Source organism: Acinetobacter piscicola, from assembly GCF_015218165.1.
Lineage (GTDB): Bacteria > Pseudomonadota > Gammaproteobacteria > Pseudomonadales > Moraxellaceae > Acinetobacter > Acinetobacter piscicola_A.
Window position 1 is genome coordinate 3,316,855 of record NZ_CP048659.1, and the last position, 20,329, is coordinate 3,337,183.

Here is a 20,329-nt window from a genome sequence, read left to right on the forward strand (position 1 = left end):
TGCACTATGGCATCCTCTCTTGACATCAAAAATCTATATATTATTGAAATACAACTGTTTTGTTCCCATCAACAATAATACGATCTTCTAAATGCCATTTTACTGCACGTGCAAGCACATTACGTTCTACATCTTGTCCAAGTTCACGTAATTGTTCCACCGTAAAATCATGGCTTACACGTTCTACATCTTGTTCAATGATCGGACCTTGGTCTAAATCTGCCGTGACGTAGTGTGCCGTCGCACCAATCAATTTCACCCCTTTCTCATGGGCTTGTTTGTATGGATTTGCTCCGACAAAGGCAGGTAGGAATGAATGGTGAATATTAATGATTTTCATTTCCCATTTTTGTACAAATTCTTCATCCAAAATTTGCATATAACGCGCCAAGATCAATAAATCATTGCCTTGCATCATTTCATCAATTTGTGCATAGGCTTCACGTTTATTTTCTTTATTTACAGGCACGACATGGAATGGAATACCAAAATTTTCCACAGCTTCTCTTAAATCAGGATGATTTGACACAACTTGGGTAATTTCACACGGTAAACCGCCACGCGCATGACGCCATAACAGCTCAAGTAAAGCATGGTCAACTTTTGATACTAAAATCCCCACTTTTTTCAAATCACTGACCAAAGCTAGACGCCAATGCATGCTATAACGCTCTGCTACATTCGTAGCAAACGTCTGTAACAAAGTTTCACGACGGCTTTGTAGATTTTCTAACTCGAACTCAACACGCATAAAATAACGCCCGCCTTGAGCTTCTGTTGCATATTGATCAAGCGCAGTAATATTTGCTCCTTGATGATACAAAAAGCTCGATACAGCTTGCACAATTCCTGGCTTATCTTCACAAGTAATCAGGAGACGTGCTGTGTTGGCAGTAGTCATGTTCATGTTAATTGATATCACTTATACGTTAATTTGAAAACAGCCGAATATTCTAACGCTTTTTACACAGCTTTCAATCATCGAACGCAATTCAATCATGTTTTAAAGTCGATAAACTCGCAAATAACTCAGAAGAACCAAAACTTTCAAGCAAGCGCTCATAAGTCTCACGACTCTCTCCACGCAAGTAAGGACCTTCTAAGAACACCATTTGACGCAAAGCTTGCCACATCCATTTTTCATCTAAATGATTAGAATCACTTAAATGTCCTGACATGTATAAAAAATTTGTCCAGTTGGTCAATACAATCCAAATATTAATAATCAACGCTTCAATTTCAGAAGCCGTCATTTGCATCAAACCCGCTTCAACAAAAGCATGATAAATTTTTTGCCCTTGTTGCATGACCTTACCTGCGAAACGTGGATAAATTTTTCTAAAGTCAGCATTATTTTCAATCAAATGATAAACATCTCGATGCAAAAAACGATATTCCCAAAGTTGACTACTCAACACTTGGAAATAACGGATTTTATCGTTTGCGTTGACTGTCCGGTCATCAGGCAATGCCAACATCTCTAAGGTTTCTTTTTGATAGCGCTCCATCAACTCTTTGATGATTTCTTGTTTGTTGCGAAAATGATAATACAAATTACCTGGACTGATCCCAAGCTCAGCAGCAATATGATTCGTGGTAATTGAACGTTCGCCACGCTCATTAAAAAGTTGCAAGCTAATCTGCAAAATTCGATCTTTGGTTTTTACCGTTTTAGTATGCGACATCCTAATACCATATTTCAGTGTTAGCTTAGGCTAACATATAAAGTAACTTGACTAATTAGAGCTTTTACTCTAAAAATTATCATAAATCAGCTCCTCTCTAAAGGTGTTCGAGATGAACAGTCAAACAAAAACAAATTCAATGACTTCTTATACCCCTGAAGTTCAACATTTACATGATACGCTTACTCAGCAAAAGCAAGCCTATCAACGTTATCCAGTACCTACTGCAAAAGAGCGTATTGAGCGTTTAGCACGCCTTAAAAAAGTGTTACTAAAATATCAAGATCAACTTGCAGAAGCAATTAATCAAGATTATGGTAATCGCTCTATCACCGAAACAAAAATTGGTGAGCTCATCACTTGTTTAGAACAAATCAAATATTATAGTAAAAATATTAGTACATGGATGAAACCATCTAAACGCCATGTGGGTATCATGCATCAACCATCTAAAGCATGGGTACAATATCAACCACTTGGCGTGATCGGGATTATTACACCGTGGAATTATCCATTGCTACTTTCTGTCGGCCCACTGATCTGCGCATTAGCCGCAGGTAACCATGCCATGATCAAAATCTCAAGTTCATCCATGAACCTTGGTTATGTCTTAGAAAATGCCCTTGCTGAAGCTTTTCCACGTGAACTCGTTGCCGTCATTACAGGAGGCGGTGTAATTTCCGATGCTTTTAGTCATTTGGCGTTTGACAAAATAATTTTCACAGGCTCAACCAATGTGGGTAAAACCGTCATGGCGGCAGCTTCAGAAAACTTAGTCCCTGTGATTTTAGAACTTGGTGGAAAATCCCCTGCAATTGTGCATCCATCAACTGAAATCAAAGATGTCGCACAACGTTTAGCCTTTGGTAAATTATGGAATGCGGGGCAAACCTGTGTTGCACCTGACCATTTATTCTTACCGAAAGGTAAAACTGCTGAATTTGTAGAGCATTATAAAACGATCGTGACAGGCATGTATCCAAACATTGCCAACAATCAAGATTACACCTCGATGATTAATGATAAGCAATATAGACGTGTACTAGGCTATTTAGAGGATGCACAAGCTCAAGGTGCTGAACTGATTGAAATCAATCCTAAAAATGAAGATTTAACGCAAGCACGTAAGATTGCACCAACCTTAGTCACAGGTGTCACAACTGAAATGGACATCATGAAAAATGAAATCTTTGGTCCAGTATTGCCAATCATGGAATATGATCAAATCGATGAGGTTATCGACTTTATTAATAGCCGTCCACGTCCACTTGCATTATACTATTTCGACTTTGACGATGCGCGAGCACAGTATGTCGCTCAGCGTACTCATTCAGGGCACTTCGGTCAAAATGCGTTATTGACCCATGTCGCGCAAGACGACCTACCGTTCGGAGGCGTTGGTGCATCAGGTATGGGGAAATATCACGGTCCAGAAGGTTTTTTCAGTTTATCGCATGAACGCTCTATGATGTCGATGCCAAAACTATTTAGCATAAAATTCATCCTACCGCCATTTGGTGGTGCTGTTCATAAAATTTTAGAGAAAACTTTTATCCGCTAAATGATCAAGGCATGATCTATCGTCAAAGATCATGCAGTGTTTTCATCGATTCCGCTTGTCTTTTAAGCGAAATTTTGGTATAAAACGCCCCTTGAAAGAATTCAATCCGTTTTATTTTGACTGGCCATACAGATTTGCTGTTGGCTAAATCAATGGAGTTACACCATGTCTAAGGTTTGCCAAGTTACCGGCAAGCGTCCAGTCGTTGGTAACAACGTCTCACACGCCAACAACAAAACTAAACGCCGGTTCGAGCCGAACCTGCACCACCACCGTTTCTGGTTAGAAAGCGAAAAACGTTTCGTACGTCTTCGTCTAACTACTAAAGGTATGCGTATTATCGACAAATTGGGCATCGAAAAGGTTGTTGCTGACCTACGTGCTCAAGGTCAAAAGATCTAAGGAGTCTGAACCATGCGTGATAAAATTCGCCTAGTTTCTACTGCTGGTACAGGTTATTTCTATACCACAACCAAGAACAAACGTACTATGCCGGAAAAAATGGAAATCAAAAAATTTGATCCAAAAATCCGTCAACACGTAATTTTCAAAGAAGCTAAAATTAAATAATTTTAGTTTTCTAAAAAAACACGGCCCTTTTGGGTCGTTTTTTTTGCTTTTTTTTTATGCAAATTGTTAAAATCCTCACAGTTTTTTATTTTGGCACCCTTTGTGCTTAGTCTGTACATTGGCGTTGTCCTATAACTTTCCCCACCAATTAAGGAGTGTTGAGTGCCACATGATGTAGATTTGATTATTTTACTTGCAGTTGGTTTTGGTATAGCGCTCATTTTCGGCTATATCGCTGCTCGTTTGCGTTTACCTCCCTTGATCGGCTATTTGATTGCCGGAATTATTATTAGTCCAAATACTCCAGGAATCGTCGGAGATATTACCCTTGCCAATCAGCTTGCAGAACTCGGCGTCATGTTCCTGATGTTTGGCGTAGGTATGCATTTTTCTTTAAATGATTTAATTCAAGTTCGACGTATTGCACTGCCCGGTGCGATTTTACAAATTACCGTTGCCACGCTCTTGGGCATGATCGTGTCACACTTTTGGGGATGGAGTTGGGGTTCCTCCTTAGTATTCGGTTTAAGTTTATCCTGTGCCAGTACGGTTGTTCTCCTCAAAGCACTGGGTGATAAAGGCTTACTCAACTCCGTCAATGGTAAAATTGCGGTTGGTTGGCTCTTGGTCGAAGACCTTGTGATGGTGTTAGTTCTGGTTTTATTGCCTGCAACAGCAGTTTTACTCGGGGGACAAGCACTTGCAGGACATGACAGCAATGAAAATATTTGGCTCACCTTAGGCATTACCTTACTCAAGGTATCTGGCTTTATTGCCTTTATGCTTATTATTGGTAAGCGCCTTGTACCAATGATCATGCAATATGTCGCTCGTTTAGGCTCTAGAGAGCTTTTCACCCTGACTGTGGTGGCAGCAGCCGTCTCCATTGCATACGGCTCATACGCTATCTTTGGCGTCTCTATGGCGCTCGGTGCATTCTTTGCGGGAATGGTTGTTAAAGAATCTGACTTTAGCCATCGTGCAGAAGAAGAAACGCTACCTTTAAGAGAAATTTTCTCGATTTTATTCTTTGTGTCAGTGGGTATGTTGTTTGACCCAAGAATCATTATTGAACAACCTTTACATATTTTAGCGGTGATCGCCATCATTATGATTGGTAAGACTTTGGCTGCTATGGCACTCGTCTTATTTTTCCGTTATCCATTGAATACTGCATTAACTGTAGGTGCAAGTTTGGCACAAATCGGGGAATTTTCTTTTATCCTTGCGACATTAGGCTTGTCTTTAGGTTTGCTTACACCTGAAGCACAAAACTTAATTTTAGCGGGTGCTTTATTCTCCATCACACTCAATTCATTTTTATTCTCAGCCATTGAACCTGTACAAAATTGGATTCGTGAACGTTCACATTTGGCACGTTTACTTGAACGTAGCGGCGATCCATTGGCCATGCTTCCTGATGAAGTGGATCAAGACTATCTGCGTGATCAAGTCGTTATCGTTGGGCATGGTGAAGTTGGACGACGTATTACTAAAACGTTAATGGATGATGGCATCAAAGTCGTCATTGCTGAAGAAAATCGTGAGATTGTGGAAAATCTGCGTGAAAAAGGCATTGCTGCGGTTTCTGGTCATGCCACAGAAGCTGGTGTGTTGATTCAAGCACATATTCAACATGCACGGCTCTTGGTGCTCTCTCCGATGGATATTTTAGATATTCATAAAATTGTTGATACAGCAAAATTATTGAATCCGCAAATTCAAGTTTTGGTCTGTGCTGAAAGTAAAGAAGAGGCGGAAGTGATTCGCCAAGATCAAATTGGAGAAGTATATTATGCCAAAGAGGAAATGGCGAAAAATATGAGCAATCATATTTTAAATCAGATCCAAATTGCGCATCATCACGAACCAACACATTGATTCATTGAATATTTTTAACAGACTATCAAATAGGGTAGTCTGTTTTTGTTTGATTAAAATCATGCTAAACAAAAGTCACATACGTTATAACTTTATAAAATGCATTTTACTCTGCACACTTGAACGATAGATAAATGTAATTTAAATATAAAAGATCAATAAGAGGACAATATGTTTTTATTTTATTTTGGGCTACTCATTCTCGTGATTGCTTCGATTGGCTTTCTCATCGCTGCATTCAAAGAAAGCATTTGGTGGGGCTTAGGCTGTTTATTGCTTTCTCCAATTTCTCTGATTTTTCTCATCATGCATTGGCATCAAGCGAAAAACCCATTTTTTCTACAACTGATTGGCTTAGCCATTATGTGTGTAGGTAGATCCTTTTTTGCGCCACAACCTTTAGCAATACACTAAAACCTGAAAATGTACGTATAAAAAAACGCACTTCACAGTGCGTTTTATCAAACTTTGTCATTTAACTCATATATTTCGGCTGTTCATCAAGCACCTCAGCGTTCAATTGATTCACTTGATTTTCCATCAAAGCGTACAATGCTGCTTGAATCATGTGTTGAGCAACAACAGGGGTTTGTTCACCAAGCAAAGCTTTCACTTGTTCATTAAACTGAATAGTAACCAGTGGCTCTTGTTCTGAGCCTGCATTACGTAGCGCCAACTCTCCACTTTCAAGTTGTACTAACTCTAAAATCGCTTCTTGATTCCCAAATAACTCTTTTAACTGTTCAATAGACATATCAATCACCCTCCATGCTCAACATGGGGCAAAATACTGTATGTACTTTGCATCTTGTAGATATTGGTATATTGTCATTCAATTGATGAATTTCAAGTGAATTCAAGTAAAAAGATCAGAATTCCACCATTTCATTACGAAAACCATCAATCAGTTGGGTTAAATCACGATGCCACTCTCTTAAAATTTTGGTGTCAGGTAACCATGCTTGTGGGGTTTGTGTCACTTTAATAATTAAATTAGATGAGGTTTCATCTTCAGGTTCTGGCGCACTTGGCTCAGGTGCATACTGACATGAGCGATAAGCACGTTTAAGTTCAGCAATAAAACCATTTTTTGCCAGTTGTTGCATCACCACCACTTCTGGTGACACTTGTCCTTTTTCTGCCATCAGTTCTTCGATCGATTTAAGCGTCGGTGCAAAATCATTCAGACGATAGTAACGGACTAATTCTTGTAAAAATGCCAAAACAGCACCATGTAAATGAAAGACTGCTGCTTCACGCTGTGCCTGTGCTTGTTGTACATTTTCAGATTGTTCCGCTTGCAAACATGAAAGTCGAGCAAAATACAGTTTTTGATTGGTGCGGTCTGCATGAAAGCGAGCAACTCGTGACATGATTTTATTTCCTAAATTTTGGCAGCATTTATCTGACTAAGATTAAACTTTCTTAGTATCAATGCACAACAAAATTTATAAATGATCCGTATCAATACAATAGATTTTACGCTTTGCAGGTACATCAAATGGCTGTGAAATAGGACGGACATTATTGATGACCCATGCCCAATAACCTTCCGCCCAGTAGCTTGCACAGGCTGCGTCAAATTCGTCTGCTCGCCAACGATGCACTGATTCAATATCGACGATAGCAACTGCTTTGCCTATTTCTTCAGGATATTCAAATGTTAGAAATTGAGTATTTTCAACAATGACCAAGTCATGCAGAGGTAATTCTTTAGGCGTCCAAGAGCGTATTTCTAACGTTTTTAAACCTTGAGCAATTTTGCTTGCGCTGGGTGCAACAATAGATAAAGCAGGATATGTTTTGGTCATGCATAAGTTCCATCAAATATTTTCAAGCAATAAAAAAGGAGCAAATCAATGCTCCCTCTTCACTGTATAAAATTAAGGTTTAGGCTTTTCTTCCGCAGCTTTCACACGAATCCCCATACCTTTCACTTTAAGGGTGTTTAAACCTTTAATGGCTTTGATCGCTTCACGCCCATTTGGCATTTCAATAAAACCAAAACCTTTAGATTTTTTGGTTTCAGCATCCATCACCACCACAGCTGAATCTACTGCACCATAAGGCTTAAACAATTCAAGTAATTCTGCTTCAGTTACTGAACGCTCTAAATTACGCACTAAAATTTTCATGATCAAACCTTCATTATCTTCACTATAGTTTAATCTAAATCAATACCAAAATCTAAATGAATCGCCTTTCGTTCGATCAAGGCACTTTTCACCGTTTGTTCACGTTGACGATAATGTGTTTCAGTGATGCATAAATTGCGTGTTAAATCATTTAGAAAATAGCTTTCTACTTTACGTCCTTGTTCATCAATTTGGCTCTGTGCCCAGAAACTTAAATTTTGTTTGGTCAAAATCAGTTCATTTTGTGCGCGAGTCAATGCCACATAAAGCACACGACGTTCTTCTTCAACTTCATCAAAATCCCCTTGTGCACGGGCATGTGGATATTGCCCTGCTGACACATTAGCAACATAACATATTTTTTGTTCTGTCCCTTTTGCAGAATGAATGGTAATGAGCGTAACAACATCATCGTTTGACTGACGCTCAATTTCAGAAATAGAGATAGGATCGAGTACATATTCTTCTAAAAATTCATTGAGTTGAGAATGCTTAGACGCCAACTGTTTCACCAGATCAAAATCACCTACGCGTTTATGCCAGTCTTTTTTGGCATAGTTTTCTTCAAGTTGATTAATGATCGCTTCGACGCCCAATTTGACACAGGCTTCAACTTCGGTTTTTAGCACGGACATTTGCTTCATGATCAGCAAAGTATTTTCAGGAATACGTCCAAACTTTTCCAATTTTTCAGCAATTTTATCCAGATCAGGATCGGTTAAAAGTTGCTGTGCGAGTTTACTTGCACCGACATCACCGACACCATTCCACAGCGTCAAGAATCGCATCCATGCAATATCATCCAAAGGATTAGCAATCACACGCAGTAAACTGAGTAAATCTTTCACATGTGCAGTTTCGAGCAGCTTCATGCCACCAATAAAACGATACGGCACATTGGCTTGGATAAATGCTGCTTCAATATGACGCGCGGCAAAAGCTGAGCGTACCAAAACCATATGATCATTCCACGCTGCGGCTTCAAGTAAATGACGCTCTTTAATATCAATGGCGATCCATTTTGCCTCATCAAACTCATTTGGAAAAACATGCATGCGTGGTTTGATGCCATCACCCCGATAAGCTTCGAGTTTTTTATCATATTTAATGGCACTTTGATCGAGCAACCAATTGGATAAGTCTAAAATTTCTTGGGTTGAACGATAGTTTTTTTCGAGTTTAAAAATCTGTGCATCAGGCACACGTTCTTTGAAATGGTGAATATTTTCAAAATCTGCGCCACGAAAACCATAAATTGACTGTGCATCATCCCCTACACAAAACAATGAAGTTTTGTCTTTGAGTGGTTCTAGAATTGCCCATTGCAGTGGATTGGTATCTTGCATTTCATCCACCAACATATGCTGACACAAGCTTACAACATAATCGGTCAAACCTTCGGATTGCGCCAAGCCTGAAGCCACCACTGCCAAAATATCATCATAATCGAGAAAATGACGTGCCTGTTTACGTGTCTCGTACTCTTTCATGATCTCAGCAATTTGATCTTTATATTCTAAAAACTCAGGCAATTGCTTTTCTAAAGCCAAACTGAGTTTTTGACGAGTATTTCGGGCAAATGAATATAGATCACAGAGTTGTTGCGGTTTGGGTAAGGCATTTGGATTCTTTTTATCGTCTTTGCCCCGAATCAATCGGAACAACATGAGTTGATCATCACGATCAATAATGGAGAATTGTTCCAATCCAAATGCTTTCGGTACACGGCGCAGCAGGTACATACAAAATGTATGAAAGGTTGATGCACGCAGACCTTTAGCAGCATCACCTAAGGCAAGTTCCACACGAGCGACTATTTCACTTGCTGAACGGCGGGTAAAGGTCAAAATCTGAATTTGATTGGCAGGCACACCTTGATCTATAAGATAAGCTGCACGTGCCACGATGGTTTTGGTTTTGCCACAACCTGCCCCTGCAAGGACTAGACTGTGTTTGCTTTCAGTCGTAGCTGCTTGTTTTTGCTGAGGGTTTAATTCGTTAATCAGGTTGGCTAAACTCATGGATACTCATCGTTTGGTGGATGGTGAGTAGTTTAGCAGAGCTATAGATAAATTATGTGTCTTTGACTTAGAATCAAGTCTGATAATGTCGTATCAGCACCTCATAAAAATGAAGTAAAATACCATTTACCAGATTTTTAATTTTCAGACTGAAGGTAATTGCTTTTACCAACTCATTCGAACAAAAGGTTTTGATAAAGAAAAAGGGATTAAATTCAACCCTTTCATAAAAGAAGAATACGATTATAAAAGCGAAGTCGTCATGTATCCTCATGATGACTTTGATATTTATCCAAGTTTTGACTTGATTCGTTTCCACAAGATACGTTGTTTAATTCGGATCTACTCATTACGGCTTGGGGAGAGTTATATCCTAGATCATCAATTTCTGTATGTTGATGCCTTAGATATTTTAAATCGTTTTGGCAATGAACAATTTCATACCGTGAGGAAATTATTGCTCGAAAAATATGGGAAAAAGCCAGAATATTATTGGGGAAATGAGTGATTTTAATGATCTAATCTATTAGCTCCAATAAAATAAAATTTTGTATATACAATAGATAAAACTCATAACCATAAAAATCAAAATAGCAATTTTAAAATTGAATTTATTTTTTCTTACGGCTTGATCTTTCTTTTCTGATCCTTTCATTTGGGAATAGCTCAGCCAAATAATTCCTATACTTAAAAAGAAAGCGATCAATAAATATGGAAATGCATAAAGCCCATTCAGATTAGCAGCACTTAACATGGATTTTAACTCTCATTATTTTAATATTCTATGATTCTAAATTTAAAATCAAATACGATCTTTTATCAACCTCACCACATTTCCACATGTTCTTTCCAAATTTCTCTCACCATTTTTTAGTGCAGTTTGCAGATCATATGCACCATCAACTATCCCGAAAATAGCAGTAAAACCTTCATTATATAGTTCTTCAACACCTTCACCGACATAGCCTGCAAACGCAATCACAGGCTTATTTAAACGCTTCGCCACTTGCGCCACACCAAACGGGGTTTTGCCAAATTTGGTTTGAAAATCAATCCCGCCTTCACCTGTAAAGACATAATCCGCTTGCGCAATTTTTTCAGCAAGTTGTGTTTCTTCAATCACGATTTCCACACCTGAACGGATGGTTGCCCCTGCAAATGCCATTAAGCCAAAACCCAACCCACCTGCTGCACCTGCACCTTGAACATGAGCAAAATCCAAACCAAGTTGCTTTTTCACCAAATCGGCAAAATAACTTAGATTTTGATCCAAAATCTTGACCATTTCAGAGCTTGCGCCTTTCTGAGGCGCAAAAACATAAGATGCGCCACTTTCTCCACACAATGGATTATTCACATCACTCGCAATAATGATTTCAGTCTGTTTTAAACGAGTATCTAGTTGTGAAAGATCAATACTTTGGATTTGATTAAGCTGACCACCACCCACCGCAACAGGCTGACCATTCACATTTAAAAACCTTGCCCCCAATGCCTGTGCTATACCTGCACCTGCATCATTGGTAACACTACCACCAAGCCCAATGATGATTTTAGATACCCCAAAATCCAATGCAGCCTTAATCATTTCCCCTGTGCCCAAAGTTGAAGTGAGCATCGGATTTCGTTGTGATTGTTCAAGCAGATGAATGCCGTTGGCAAGTGCCATTTCAATCACTGCAGTTTGGTCATGTTCAATCAAGCCAAAATAGCTTTTCACTTTTTGATGAATCAGCGGTCCTGAAACCTCAATTTCGACTTTTCGACCCTTCCTCGCAGAAATAAGCGCATCGACTGTGCCCTCACCACCATCTGCCATAGGCACATGTATGAAAGTGGCATCAGGTATAACTTTTTGAATGCCACGTTGCATTGCTAAACAAGCTTGTTCAGCCGTCATACTTTCTTTAAATGAGTCAGGGGCGAGTACAAAGGTTTTTACCATCGGGTTACTTTTATTCATCTTTTCTGAAATCTAACATAACCATTTTTATCTATGTATTAAACTACTTCTTTAAAAATAAAGAAGTAATCAGTATGCAACGTGTAAATCTTGGCAAAGCAGCACCTGAGCTTTATAAAAACGTGATTGAGCTTGAAAATTTATCTATGCAAAAAGCTCAGCAGGCAGGAATCGAGATGGGTTTCTCGCATCTGCTGAAATTAAGAGCTTCACAAATTAACCAATGTGCTTTTTGTGTACGCATGCACACGCAAGACGCCATTAAAGTCGGTGAATCTATTGATCGGATTGCTTTAATCAGTGCATGGCGTGAAAGTGATTATTTTTCTGAAAAAGAACGTGCTGCTTTGACTTTGATTGAAGAAATTACCCTGATTACACAACAGCATTTTCCTGATCAGGTCTATGCAGCAGCCAAAGAAATACTAAGTGATGATGAAATAACTGCGATTGAATGGATTGCAATTGTGATTAACACATGGAACCGAATTGCCATTTCAAGTCAGTATAAAGTCACTCCTTGAGTAAACTTAAAGCACTACTTTAAGTGAAGCGCAAGACGGAACGAAGTGGAATGCGAACCAAGCACTGCTTTAAACGAAGCGCAAGACCTAACGAAGTGGAGTAAAGCCTGAAGTCCTCTCTCCCAATGGGAGAGAGTTAGAGAGAGAAAATATATTCTTCTCTTTTATTTCAATAATTAAGAACTCGCAGGTGGAATATTTTTAATTGCTGCTGCAAAAGTTAGATAATTCACCCCTTGAAATAGAATATCTACCCCTAAAAATAGCCCTAGCACCCAAAATGGTGAATCAGGAGAAGCCAAAATAATCGCACCTGTAACTAAAGTTAAAATCCCTGAAAAGAGTGTCCACCCCCAACCAGACATAGGTTTGAGCATAAAGGCATTAAAAATACGAATAAAACCACCAATTAACAAAGCAATTGCAAGTAAATTCGTCAACACGACAGCAGCTTTGATTGGTGAGTTAAACGCATAATAACCTGCGATCAAATATAAAATACCAAACAATGCCCACAGCCATCTAAAGCCACCATCAAATATTTTGAATGCTGCAATTAAGTGAATCACGCCACCGATCATCATCAGCACACCAAAAAGTAAAACAACAGTCAGTGTAGCCATACTTAAAGAAGCAAGTAAAACTAAGCCAAAAATGACCAATAATGCTCCCAATAACAAATACCATTTCCGATTTTCATGCAATTGATGACGGACAATATCATTTCCCACTGTACGCATAGTTCTTCTCGTAGTTGTTATAAAGACTCATTTTATTGTTGAACAAGAAGTTAAATTTGTCTGTATAAAATCTGCATCTTGAGCGAGAACAAAGCATCGCTTTGTTCGAAGCGCAAGACAAACGTAGTGATAAAAAATGCATCGCTTTGTTCGAAGCACAAGACTTGCGTAGCAATAAAAAAATGCATGCTTTATTCGAAGTGCAAGACAAACGTAGTGATAAAAGTAAAAGCTTATCCAGAATTGAAGATAAATGAATAATCTTTACTTAACCCAGCCTATTTCCTGAGCGGTTAAATCACTGATCATGGTATCTTCTAAATTATCAGGGGTTTTGCTTTTCGTTGCGCTCAGTGGAATATAGCCACCCATGATTTCAGCATATTGTTGCGGATATCTTGGATTTTGCTCAGGATGTGCATATCCCAATGGAAAAATCGGCTGTCCTGTGTTCAGGTCATATTTATCCTTTGCACCAAAGGTATGTAAGAGTTCATGTACTAAAATGACTTTATTGCTTTCACTCTGCTTTTTAGAAGCAAATAAATTGACTGAACCAATACGACCTTTTTCAAGTGCTGTTGAGTGTTTTAGAATATGTATATTTTGAGGATCATAATAATTTAAATAAAGTGTGACAGCAGGTGCACCATCACCATTTTCATGTTGTTTCCAAGCATAAAACCTAAACTTTAGACTCCATAGAATACTATTGAGCAGACTTGGATTTTCTGGAACTTTAGGGGGAATATTTTTAAGTTCTCGTCCGAGTTGGAAATAGACTTGAATGGGCTGTCCACGAAATTGTTTTGACTGTTGCATTAAATATAGTTTTGATTCATCTAAATCATCAATCGAAAGCTGCTGAATATAGTGCTCTGTTGCCGTTTGCCCATCCGCATTAATTGGATGAAGTAACACGATAATGGGTTTAGTCCAATCTTGATTCATATCACGCCAAGCATTCACGGCGACAATCAATAAAATGAGTAATAAAATTACAACTCGGATTTTTTTCCACATTTTCAGCACCAATCATCATCGCTTTTATTTGCGATCATCAATCTTTTGTTTTAATAACCATTCTTCAATTTTTTCCACCTGTATTTGAATTTCAGTTTCCAAGTGAGGAGAATTTTCAAATGTCCAGCTTTCATCACACCAATCACAAGCATTTCAAAGGCTACCCAACCATTCTGGATAATAAGCAATATTTTCAGCTAAACCTCGTGAAGCGCTTAAAAAAACCACCTCAATGTCCATGATTACGTTGCATACAAATAGTGGTGTAATTTGACGGTCTAAATACTCTTTCAATTTCCCTAATCAATATTTAGCTGTATATATTTCAGCTAAAACACGACTTTGAGTAAAGTTTGAATCTATCTTTTTAACTAATTCAACGAACAAATTTTCACTATCATTTAAATTAGAATCTAAAAGCTCAAAATATTCTTTATCCAATGTAACATTTTGATTTTCAATATATTCACTTGCCCACTGATTAATCTGTTGAGCATTCACCCGATCAAACCACAACACTATAAGCATTTCTATTGCAGTTTTCATATTACTATTCTCTTAGTTAAAAAATACTTAACTCAAATAATTTTTTACTTAATTTCCAAAATCATATAAAAAATGCCCACCAAAGTGAGCATTTTCTTGAAAATTTTTAATAAAATTAAAAATTAAGCTTCAACCCATTTTCCATCTTGATAAACCAATGACCATTTGGTTTGTTTACCTTCAGGCGTTTCAGAACCAATATATTGCGCTTGGTTTTTACGGCTAAATTTCACCAAAGTTGGATGGCCATCTGGATCTTGATCAGGAGCTTGTAAGATAAATTGGTACTTTGGATCAATCTGATCTGCAACTGTACGCAACTCAGCAACTTTAGGTGCACGTGTTTCACGAACTTTCGGGAACTTACTTGCTGCTAAGAACAGACCCGCCGCACCATCACGTAATACAAAATAATCATCATGTTTGGTTGAGCGTAAATGTTCCATTTTGATCGGATCTACACGCGGCGGCGCAGGTTGACCATTTTTTAACATTTTGCGGGTGTTGTCACAGCTTGTACATGCGAAATAAGGACCAAAGCGTCCCGTTTTCAGCTGCATTTCGCCATCACATTTATCACAAGGAATAGTTGGCCCATCATATCCTTTGATTTTGAACTCACCTTCTTCGAGTTCATAACCATTACAATCAGGGTTATTACCACAAATATGTAGCTTACGACCACCGTCAATGACATAACTATCCATGGCCGTACCGCAGATTGGGCAGCGTTTTTTCGACATCAAATCTGCAGTTTCAGCGCCGTCATCGTCCGACAATGCAGCAAGTGACTCGACAGGCGTTAAATTCAATGTCCCTTTGCAACGCTCTTTTGGCGGCAAGTTATAACCAGAGCAGCCAAGGAACACACCAGTTGTCCCTGTACGAATCTGCATTGGGCGTTCACATTCTTTACAATGTACTGCCTCAACTTCAACAGGAAGATTACGGCGCATGCCATTTTCACCCTGTGCAGTCGTCAAACGTTTCTTAAAATCGCCATAGAAACTGTCGAGTAACTCTTTCCAATTACGCTCACCATCGGCAACTTTGTCCAGTTGACCTTCAAGATCAGCAGTAAAAGCATAATTCATTAGATTGTTAAAACTTTCGTCCAAACGATCTGTAACGATTTCACCCATTTTCTCAGCATAAAGGCGGCGATTGTCGAGTTTGACATAACCACGATCTTGAATCGTTGAAATAATCGCAGCATAAGTCGAAGGACGACCAATGCCTTTTTTCTCAAGCTCTTTCACCAAAGATGCTTCGGTAAAACGTGCAGGTGGTTTAGTAAAATGTTGTGATGGATCAAGTTTTTCTAACTTGAGAATTTCACCCACTTTCACCGCAGGAAGTAATACATCATCATCTGATTTATTTTGACCACGAACTTTGGTAAAACCATCAAAAACTAAAGTACGACCTTTGGCTTTAAGTTCTACCCCATTGGCATCCACCAGAATCGTTGAAGATAAATATTCAGCAGGGGTCATTTGACATGCGACAAATTGACGCCAAATCAAATCATATAAACGCTGTGCATCACGTTCCGCGCCTGCGAGTTGATCACCTTTTAGTGCCACATTCGATGGACGAATTGCTTCATGAGCTTCTTGTGCACCTGCTTTATTGCCATAACGATTTGGCTTTACCGGCAAGTATTTCGTACCAAATTCAGCTTCGATATGTGTACGAACCATATTCACTGCGTCATCACTCAAGAATGTTGAGTCAGTACGCATATAGGTGATGTAACCTGCTTCATACAAACGCTGTGCAAGCATCATGGTTTTCTTTACAGAAAAGCCGAGACGTGTACTTGCGGCTTGTTGGAGCGTCGAGGTGATATATGGTGCGCTTGGATTGACCTTCGTTGGTTTATCTTCACGGGCTGAAACTTTATATTCAGCATTATTTAAAATTTTTAATAAAGCATCGGTTTGGGCTTTATTTTGCAATTTTAAAGTTTTACCACCTTGCTTGACGGCTTCTAAGCGAATGTCATCTTTGTGAGACTTAGTATCTGCAAACACTTGCCAATATTCTTCAGGAATAAAAGCACGAATTTCACGTTCACGCTCGACCACCAGTTTCACTGCCACAGACTGTACCCGTCCTGCTGACAAACCACGGGCAATTTTTTCCCATAGCAATGGTGACACCATAAAGCCCACCACACGATCTAAGAAACGGCGGGCTTGTTGTGCATTCACTCGGTTTAAATCAAGGCGTGTCGGCTGTTTAAACGCATCCTGGATCGCATTTTTGGTAATCTCATTAAAAACAACACGATGGTAACGGCTATCGTCCCCCCCGATCACTTCACGTAAATGCCAAGCAATCGCTTCCCCTTCTCTATCCAAATCCGTTGCGAGATAGATTTCGTCAGCATCTTTAGCGAGTTTTTTCAGTTCAGCAACAACATGCTCTTTGCCTGGAAGCACTTCATACTGCGCTTTCCAGTCATGCTCTGGGTCAACCCCCATACGGTTGACCAATGCCGTTTGTGCTTTTTCAGCCTTCTGTGCATCTGTCAATTTGGCACGCGTTACAGGTTTTTTTTCTGTCGTTTTACTTGAACCACCTGTCGGTAAATCACGCACGTGACCTACAGATGACTTTACAATGTAATCTGAACCTAAGTACTTATTAATGGTTTTCGCTTTTGCAGGCGACTCCACAATCACTAAGGCACGTTTCTTGCCTGCATTGGGAGTTTCTGCAGTTGTGCTTTTGGTTGTGGACCGAGGAGCTTGCGCCATAATGAACCGTCTATCCTATTTTTTTAAGTTAAATTTCAGCCAAGGAGAATAAATATGCTTTCATATCTTCTAGCTGGGTTGCTCGAAGGTCTGATTCTTCATCCCAATAGAGTCCCACACAGTTAGCTTGCATATGAATAGCATAAATACCTTTTAATGCAATGGGAAAATCATTAAATTTCGCATCGCCCTGCAACAGTTTAAGTTTTTGATCTTCTACACGTGCACGCATCAAAGGGAGGCGAGCTTCTGGAATTAACACACTATAATACGCCACCATACTGGCACGACTTTCAGTTGCCATTGGTACTTTTGTCCAATCAGGCGCTGCCACCAATCGTGGATGTAATCCCATTTTTCTGGCTTTTTCTCGCATCATACCCAGTGCTTTTTCTCTTGGGCTTACACGCAAACCAAAAATTGAGCCCATGACAAAAACAATAACAATGACTGCTACCCAAAGACCTGTGTGTTCCATAATTCACCTTTTTATTCCTATATTAGATTTGCATAAGCTGAATATAAAACGCAAGTTTGTTTGATAAATTAATTCGCAAATAAAATTGGACTATATGAAATTTGTTTTTTACTATTCACCTGAATAAGCTCATATTTCTTTAATAAATATAAACTTTCTTCTATTAATGTTTCATCTAAACATTTTTTTAAAATTGTCGTAAAACCGCTTAATGTTTTTGGATAAGGTTTATTCTGTGAATTAAAATAAGTCACGAGTTTAAATTGAATTTCAGTTAATCTTTGTTCTAATACTTCAAAATCAGCAGTTTCAGCAGTTTCAGCAGTTTCAGCAGTTTCAGCAGTTTCAGCAGTTTCAGCAGTTTCAGCAGTTTCAGCAGTTTCAGCAGAAAAATCCTGTACTAATTTCCCTATAATATTTTGAAAATACTGTACTTTATTTTCATTAATTTTAATGACTTTTAATTTTTTTAGCTCTTCAATCACTGCTTTTGCAATATCCTCCTCAATTTTTAAATTTGCCTTCAAAGAGTTAATTAATGACTCTACTTTTGCAGGTTTAGAAAAATTCGATTTGGTCAAATTTTCACAATATTGATAAAGCATTTTATTTAGATTGAATTCAGATTTAATTTCTTGTATCTGTTGATATGCAATCAATGGCTTTTCATGGATAATTTTCACATCAAATTGTGCCAATTTAAGCAAATCCACAACATATTCCATTGAATGATCATTGGACATGACGTCAAAACAATACTCTTTTGCTTGCATTTGAACGGATAATTGTCCTGCAATAAACGCTAAACCAAAGTCAGCAGCATCTTTGCCTAATTTAGGCATTTTTAAAATTTTTAATTTTCCATTTATCACAAATGGCGCAAGTTTTACCAATCCATCTAAACTAAAATTCACGGGTGATTTTGCATAAACAAGATAGATTAATTGATATTGAGATAAATATTTAAGTAGTTCTTTTTCGGTTTTATGTAAATTCTCAATATCAAGTAATAAGATTTTTTTCATGCGTCCCCCAACACAATTTTAATTTTTAATTCAAATACATCTCATGACTATAAATCACATCATGCCCATTCCAATAAATATAACCTTTTTCAATCAATTCTTTGAGCAATAAACGCACATCTGCTTGTGGAAACATTTTTTCCAACAAATCTCGCAGCGCATAAATATCTTTGGGTTTATTGGTTTTTAATTCATTTAATTTTTGAATTACTTCCCACTGAATTGGATCAATTTTTTCAAAATCTTGATTTAAAAATGTTGTGTCACTTGCTTTATTTTGCTGCTTTTCCAACTCAGAAATCACCTGTTTTGCACCAGCACTGAGTTTTTCTAAAACAGCATCAATTTCTAATACTTTACGCTCTGAAACCCCATTTTTTTGTTCTAAATCAAGTTGTGACCATTGTTTCAACAATTTTTTGCGAAACCAAACTTGCTCATCCTGTTTTTTGACTATTTTTAGATTAATTAACATGCCCAATAAATGTTGGGCTTTTTCAGGCACAATCTGTAAACAATTGACAAGGGAATTTTTTAATTTTTCAACCGTATTGGGTTTACCTGTCATTTTTGCGACAACATCACAATATTTTTTAATTAACTGCAAAGCAGGCTTTTTTTGAATCGCTTCAATACTTGGAAGCGTATGTTTTGATGCTTTGGTGGTACTTTCAGGTTCAACTTGAATGAAATGACAACTCAACTCCGAACTACGCAACATATCAATGAGCATCTGACAAGTTGGCATCGCAGAAATAACTTCAATATGGCTATCTTGCTCAAGTAATGCTAAAAGTTGCCCGACCACCACCGCATATTCATATTCTTTTTCAGTGGTTTCAGGTACATCTAAAATGATGATTTGCCCACTTGCAATCAGGCTTGCCAACTCCGTTAAATCATCCAGTGCAAACTCAATTTTCCCTGCACAATTAAATAGATATAAAGCCGAATAATGTTCCATAATATCCCTTAACATTTTTAATGTTGGCATATTATTTTCAATATCAAGAAGTACGACTTTATTCTGCATAATTCAATGTTAACAATGAAATGGAAGTCAGCATTACACCGAGCTTTTACACAAAGGTCAAATATATTTTCCGTGCGATCTCACAATTTACAGCGAAAAAACAACCTCAGCCAATATCTTAATAGTGAGGTGGGCGATTGGTCATTGGATCAAAAGCTGCAACGCCTTCTGATAAATCCGCAGACTCCACACGCTGATAAAGTAGCTTCATTTGTTTCTTTAAATCTGCAATTTCCAAACTTTGTTGTGCCACTTGATCATTTAATTGTTCGACTAAATCATCTAAAAATGTAATTCGGACTTGCAAATCTTCTATGGGTGCGGAAAATGACGCTTGATCATCAAAATTTTTCTGTTTAGTCACTTTTTAGTCCTCACT

General features: G+C 38.2%; 23 protein-coding genes. 7 read left to right on the forward strand and 16 right to left on the reverse strand.

Annotation, left to right across the window (positions count from 1 at the left end; all coding sequences use genetic code 11):
* Window positions 1-40: 40 nt before the first annotated feature.
* Window positions 41-907: a formyltetrahydrofolate deformylase gene (gene purU, locus G0028_RS16375; protein ID WP_130072098.1), complete on the reverse strand. Its 867-nt coding sequence runs from the start codon at window positions 905-907 to the stop codon at window positions 41-43.
* Between the two features lie 85 nt (window positions 908-992).
* Window positions 993-1,685, reverse strand: coding sequence for a TetR/AcrR family transcriptional regulator (locus G0028_RS16380; protein ID WP_130072099.1), 693 nt, complete (start codon window positions 1,683-1,685; stop codon window positions 993-995).
* Between the two features lie 112 nt (window positions 1,686-1,797).
* Between G0028_RS16380 and G0028_RS16385 the strand changes: the two genes are divergently transcribed.
* The 5 genes from G0028_RS16385 to G0028_RS16405 all read left to right on the forward strand — a co-directional run bounded on the left by G0028_RS16385 (window position 1,798) and on the right by G0028_RS16405 (window position 6,111).
* The gene (locus G0028_RS16385) at window positions 1,798-3,246 is read left to right on the forward strand and encodes a coniferyl aldehyde dehydrogenase (protein WP_180045467.1); all 1,449 of its coding nucleotides are present in this window, start codon (window positions 1,798-1,800) and stop codon (window positions 3,244-3,246) included.
* A 165-nt stretch (window positions 3,247-3,411) separates the two neighbouring features.
* On the forward strand, window positions 3,412-3,648 hold the full coding sequence (gene rpmB, locus G0028_RS16390; RefSeq protein ID WP_000048256.1) for a 50S ribosomal protein L28: 237 nt from the start codon (window positions 3,412-3,414) through the stop codon (window positions 3,646-3,648).
* Between the two features lie 12 nt (window positions 3,649-3,660).
* Window positions 3,661-3,816, forward strand: a complete 156-nt coding sequence (gene rpmG / locus G0028_RS16395; protein WP_003654787.1) for a 50S ribosomal protein L33 — start codon at window positions 3,661-3,663, stop codon at window positions 3,814-3,816.
* Window positions 3,817-3,978: 162 nt separating this feature from the next.
* Window positions 3,979-5,697 carry a cation:proton antiporter gene (locus G0028_RS16400; RefSeq protein ID WP_130072101.1) on the forward strand — a complete coding sequence of 573 codons (1,719 nt, stop codon included), beginning with the start codon at window positions 3,979-3,981 and terminating at the stop codon, window positions 5,695-5,697.
* A 171-nt stretch (window positions 5,698-5,868) separates the two neighbouring features.
* Complete coding sequence (locus tag G0028_RS16405) at window positions 5,869-6,111, forward strand: hypothetical protein (RefSeq protein WP_180045468.1); 243 nt, start codon at window positions 5,869-5,871, stop codon at window positions 6,109-6,111.
* Window positions 6,112-6,172: 61 nt separating this feature from the next.
* Here the strand turns inward: G0028_RS16405 and G0028_RS16410 are convergent, their stop codons facing one another.
* The 5 genes from G0028_RS16410 to G0028_RS16430 all read right to left on the reverse strand — a co-directional run bounded on the left by G0028_RS16410 (window position 6,173) and on the right by G0028_RS16430 (window position 9,853).
* A complete protein-coding gene (locus G0028_RS16410; RefSeq protein ID WP_180045469.1) occupies window positions 6,173-6,451 on the reverse strand; it encodes a hypothetical protein in 279 nt (92 codons plus the stop codon).
* Between the two features lie 115 nt (window positions 6,452-6,566).
* Window positions 6,567-7,070, reverse strand: a complete 504-nt coding sequence (locus tag G0028_RS16415; RefSeq protein WP_180045470.1) for a DUF6586 family protein — start codon at window positions 7,068-7,070, stop codon at window positions 6,567-6,569.
* A gap of 75 nt (window positions 7,071-7,145) precedes the next feature.
* Window positions 7,146-7,508 carry an ASCH domain-containing protein gene (locus tag G0028_RS16420; RefSeq protein WP_180045471.1) on the reverse strand — a complete coding sequence of 121 codons (363 nt, stop codon included), beginning with the start codon at window positions 7,506-7,508 and terminating at the stop codon, window positions 7,146-7,148.
* Window positions 7,509-7,580: 72 nt separating this feature from the next.
* Window positions 7,581-7,832: an RNA recognition motif domain-containing protein gene (locus G0028_RS16425; protein WP_174493762.1), complete on the reverse strand. Its 252-nt coding sequence runs from the start codon at window positions 7,830-7,832 to the stop codon at window positions 7,581-7,583.
* Between the two features lie 29 nt (window positions 7,833-7,861).
* Window positions 7,862-9,853, reverse strand: a complete 1,992-nt coding sequence (locus G0028_RS16430; RefSeq protein ID WP_180045472.1) for an ATP-dependent helicase — start codon at window positions 9,851-9,853, stop codon at window positions 7,862-7,864.
* A gap of 262 nt (window positions 9,854-10,115) precedes the next feature.
* Here G0028_RS16430 and G0028_RS16435 point away from each other — a divergent pair, with 262 nt between their 5' ends.
* Window positions 10,116-10,361, forward strand: coding sequence for a hypothetical protein (locus G0028_RS16435; protein WP_180045473.1), 246 nt, complete (start codon window positions 10,116-10,118; stop codon window positions 10,359-10,361).
* Between the two features lie 294 nt (window positions 10,362-10,655).
* Here G0028_RS16435 and G0028_RS16440 read toward each other — a convergent pair whose 3' ends face one another.
* Window positions 10,656-11,798 carry a glycerate kinase gene (locus G0028_RS16440; RefSeq protein ID WP_180045504.1) on the reverse strand — a complete coding sequence of 381 codons (1,143 nt, stop codon included), beginning with the start codon at window positions 11,796-11,798 and terminating at the stop codon, window positions 10,656-10,658.
* A gap of 92 nt (window positions 11,799-11,890) precedes the next feature.
* Here G0028_RS16440 and G0028_RS16445 point away from each other — a divergent pair, with 92 nt between their 5' ends.
* Complete coding sequence (locus G0028_RS16445) at window positions 11,891-12,340, forward strand: carboxymuconolactone decarboxylase family protein (protein WP_180045475.1); 450 nt, start codon at window positions 11,891-11,893, stop codon at window positions 12,338-12,340.
* Between the two features lie 176 nt (window positions 12,341-12,516).
* On the opposite strand, the gene G0028_RS16450 is transcribed toward G0028_RS16445, so the two are convergent.
* The 8 genes from G0028_RS16450 to G0028_RS16485 form a co-directional block, all read right to left on the reverse strand.
* Window positions 12,517-13,080: an HdeD family acid-resistance protein gene (locus G0028_RS16450; protein ID WP_180045476.1), complete on the reverse strand. Its 564-nt coding sequence runs from the start codon at window positions 13,078-13,080 to the stop codon at window positions 12,517-12,519.
* A gap of 264 nt (window positions 13,081-13,344) precedes the next feature.
* Complete coding sequence (locus G0028_RS16455) at window positions 13,345-14,103, reverse strand: hypothetical protein (RefSeq protein WP_180045477.1); 759 nt, start codon at window positions 14,101-14,103, stop codon at window positions 13,345-13,347.
* Window positions 14,104-14,406: 303 nt separating this feature from the next.
* Window positions 14,407-14,649 (reverse strand): hypothetical protein, encoded by a 243-nt coding sequence (locus G0028_RS16460; protein WP_180045478.1) that lies wholly within the window; start codon window positions 14,647-14,649, stop codon window positions 14,407-14,409.
* A gap of 122 nt (window positions 14,650-14,771) precedes the next feature.
* Window positions 14,772-17,414 carry a type I DNA topoisomerase gene (gene topA / locus G0028_RS16465; RefSeq protein WP_180045479.1) on the reverse strand — a complete coding sequence of 881 codons (2,643 nt, stop codon included), beginning with the start codon at window positions 17,412-17,414 and terminating at the stop codon, window positions 14,772-14,774.
* A gap of 28 nt (window positions 17,415-17,442) precedes the next feature.
* Complete coding sequence (locus G0028_RS16470; protein ID WP_180045480.1) at window positions 17,443-17,892, reverse strand: ammonium transporter; 450 nt, start codon at window positions 17,890-17,892, stop codon at window positions 17,443-17,445.
* 68 nt (window positions 17,893-17,960) lie between these two features.
* Window positions 17,961-18,917 carry a PIN domain-containing protein gene (locus tag G0028_RS16475; protein ID WP_180045481.1) on the reverse strand — a complete coding sequence of 319 codons (957 nt, stop codon included), beginning with the start codon at window positions 18,915-18,917 and terminating at the stop codon, window positions 17,961-17,963.
* A 25-nt stretch (window positions 18,918-18,942) separates the two neighbouring features.
* On the reverse strand, window positions 18,943-19,950 hold the full coding sequence (locus G0028_RS16480; RefSeq protein ID WP_180045482.1) for a hypothetical protein: 1,008 nt from the start codon (window positions 19,948-19,950) through the stop codon (window positions 18,943-18,945).
* Between the two features lie 118 nt (window positions 19,951-20,068).
* Window positions 20,069-20,314: a SlyX family protein gene (locus G0028_RS16485; protein ID WP_174493770.1), complete on the reverse strand. Its 246-nt coding sequence runs from the start codon at window positions 20,312-20,314 to the stop codon at window positions 20,069-20,071.
* Between the last annotated feature and the right edge of the window lie 15 nt (window positions 20,315-20,329).

Coding starts and splice junctions, on each gene's coding strand:
- G0028_RS16430 (WP_180045472.1), bottom strand. CDS start 9,853: ATGAGTTTAGCCAACCTGATTAACGAATTAAACCCTCAGCAAAAACAA.
- G0028_RS16470 (WP_180045480.1), bottom strand. CDS start 17,892: ATGGAACACACAGGTCTTTGGGTAGCAGTCATTGTTATTGTTTTTGTC.
- G0028_RS16480 (WP_180045482.1), bottom strand. CDS start 19,950: ATGCAGAATAAAGTCGTACTTCTTGATATTGAAAATAATATGCCAACA.
- G0028_RS16425 (WP_174493762.1), bottom strand. CDS start 7,832: ATGAAAATTTTAGTGCGTAATTTAGAGCGTTCAGTAACTGAAGCAGAA.
- topA (WP_180045479.1), bottom strand. CDS start 17,414: ATGGCGCAAGCTCCTCGGTCCACAACCAAAAGCACAACTGCAGAAACT.
- G0028_RS16445 (WP_180045475.1), top strand. CDS start 11,891: ATGCAACGTGTAAATCTTGGCAAAGCAGCACCTGAGCTTTATAAAAAC.
- G0028_RS16405 (WP_180045468.1), top strand. CDS start 5,869: ATGTTTTTATTTTATTTTGGGCTACTCATTCTCGTGATTGCTTCGATT.
- G0028_RS16440 (WP_180045504.1), bottom strand. CDS start 11,798: ATGGTAAAAACCTTTGTACTCGCCCCTGACTCATTTAAAGAAAGTATG.
- rpmG (WP_003654787.1), top strand. CDS start 3,661: ATGCGTGATAAAATTCGCCTAGTTTCTACTGCTGGTACAGGTTATTTC.
- G0028_RS16385 (WP_180045467.1), top strand. CDS start 1,798: ATGAACAGTCAAACAAAAACAAATTCAATGACTTCTTATACCCCTGAA.
- purU (WP_130072098.1), bottom strand. CDS start 907: ATGAACATGACTACTGCCAACACAGCACGTCTCCTGATTACTTGTGAA.
- rpmB (WP_000048256.1), top strand. CDS start 3,412: ATGTCTAAGGTTTGCCAAGTTACCGGCAAGCGTCCAGTCGTTGGTAAC.
- G0028_RS16435 (WP_180045473.1), top strand. CDS start 10,116: ATGTATCCTCATGATGACTTTGATATTTATCCAAGTTTTGACTTGATT.
- G0028_RS16455 (WP_180045477.1), bottom strand. CDS start 14,103: ATGTGGAAAAAAATCCGAGTTGTAATTTTATTACTCATTTTATTGATT.
- G0028_RS16415 (WP_180045470.1), bottom strand. CDS start 7,070: ATGTCACGAGTTGCTCGCTTTCATGCAGACCGCACCAATCAAAAACTG.
- G0028_RS16460 (WP_180045478.1), bottom strand. CDS start 14,649: ATGAAAACTGCAATAGAAATGCTTATAGTGTTGTGGTTTGATCGGGTG.
- G0028_RS16475 (WP_180045481.1), bottom strand. CDS start 18,917: ATGAAAAAAATCTTATTACTTGATATTGAGAATTTACATAAAACCGAA.
- G0028_RS16450 (WP_180045476.1), bottom strand. CDS start 13,080: ATGCGTACAGTGGGAAATGATATTGTCCGTCATCAATTGCATGAAAAT.
- G0028_RS16420 (WP_180045471.1), bottom strand. CDS start 7,508: ATGACCAAAACATATCCTGCTTTATCTATTGTTGCACCCAGCGCAAGC.
- G0028_RS16410 (WP_180045469.1), bottom strand. CDS start 6,451: ATGTCTATTGAACAGTTAAAAGAGTTATTTGGGAATCAAGAAGCGATT.
- G0028_RS16380 (WP_130072099.1), bottom strand. CDS start 1,685: ATGTCGCATACTAAAACGGTAAAAACCAAAGATCGAATTTTGCAGATT.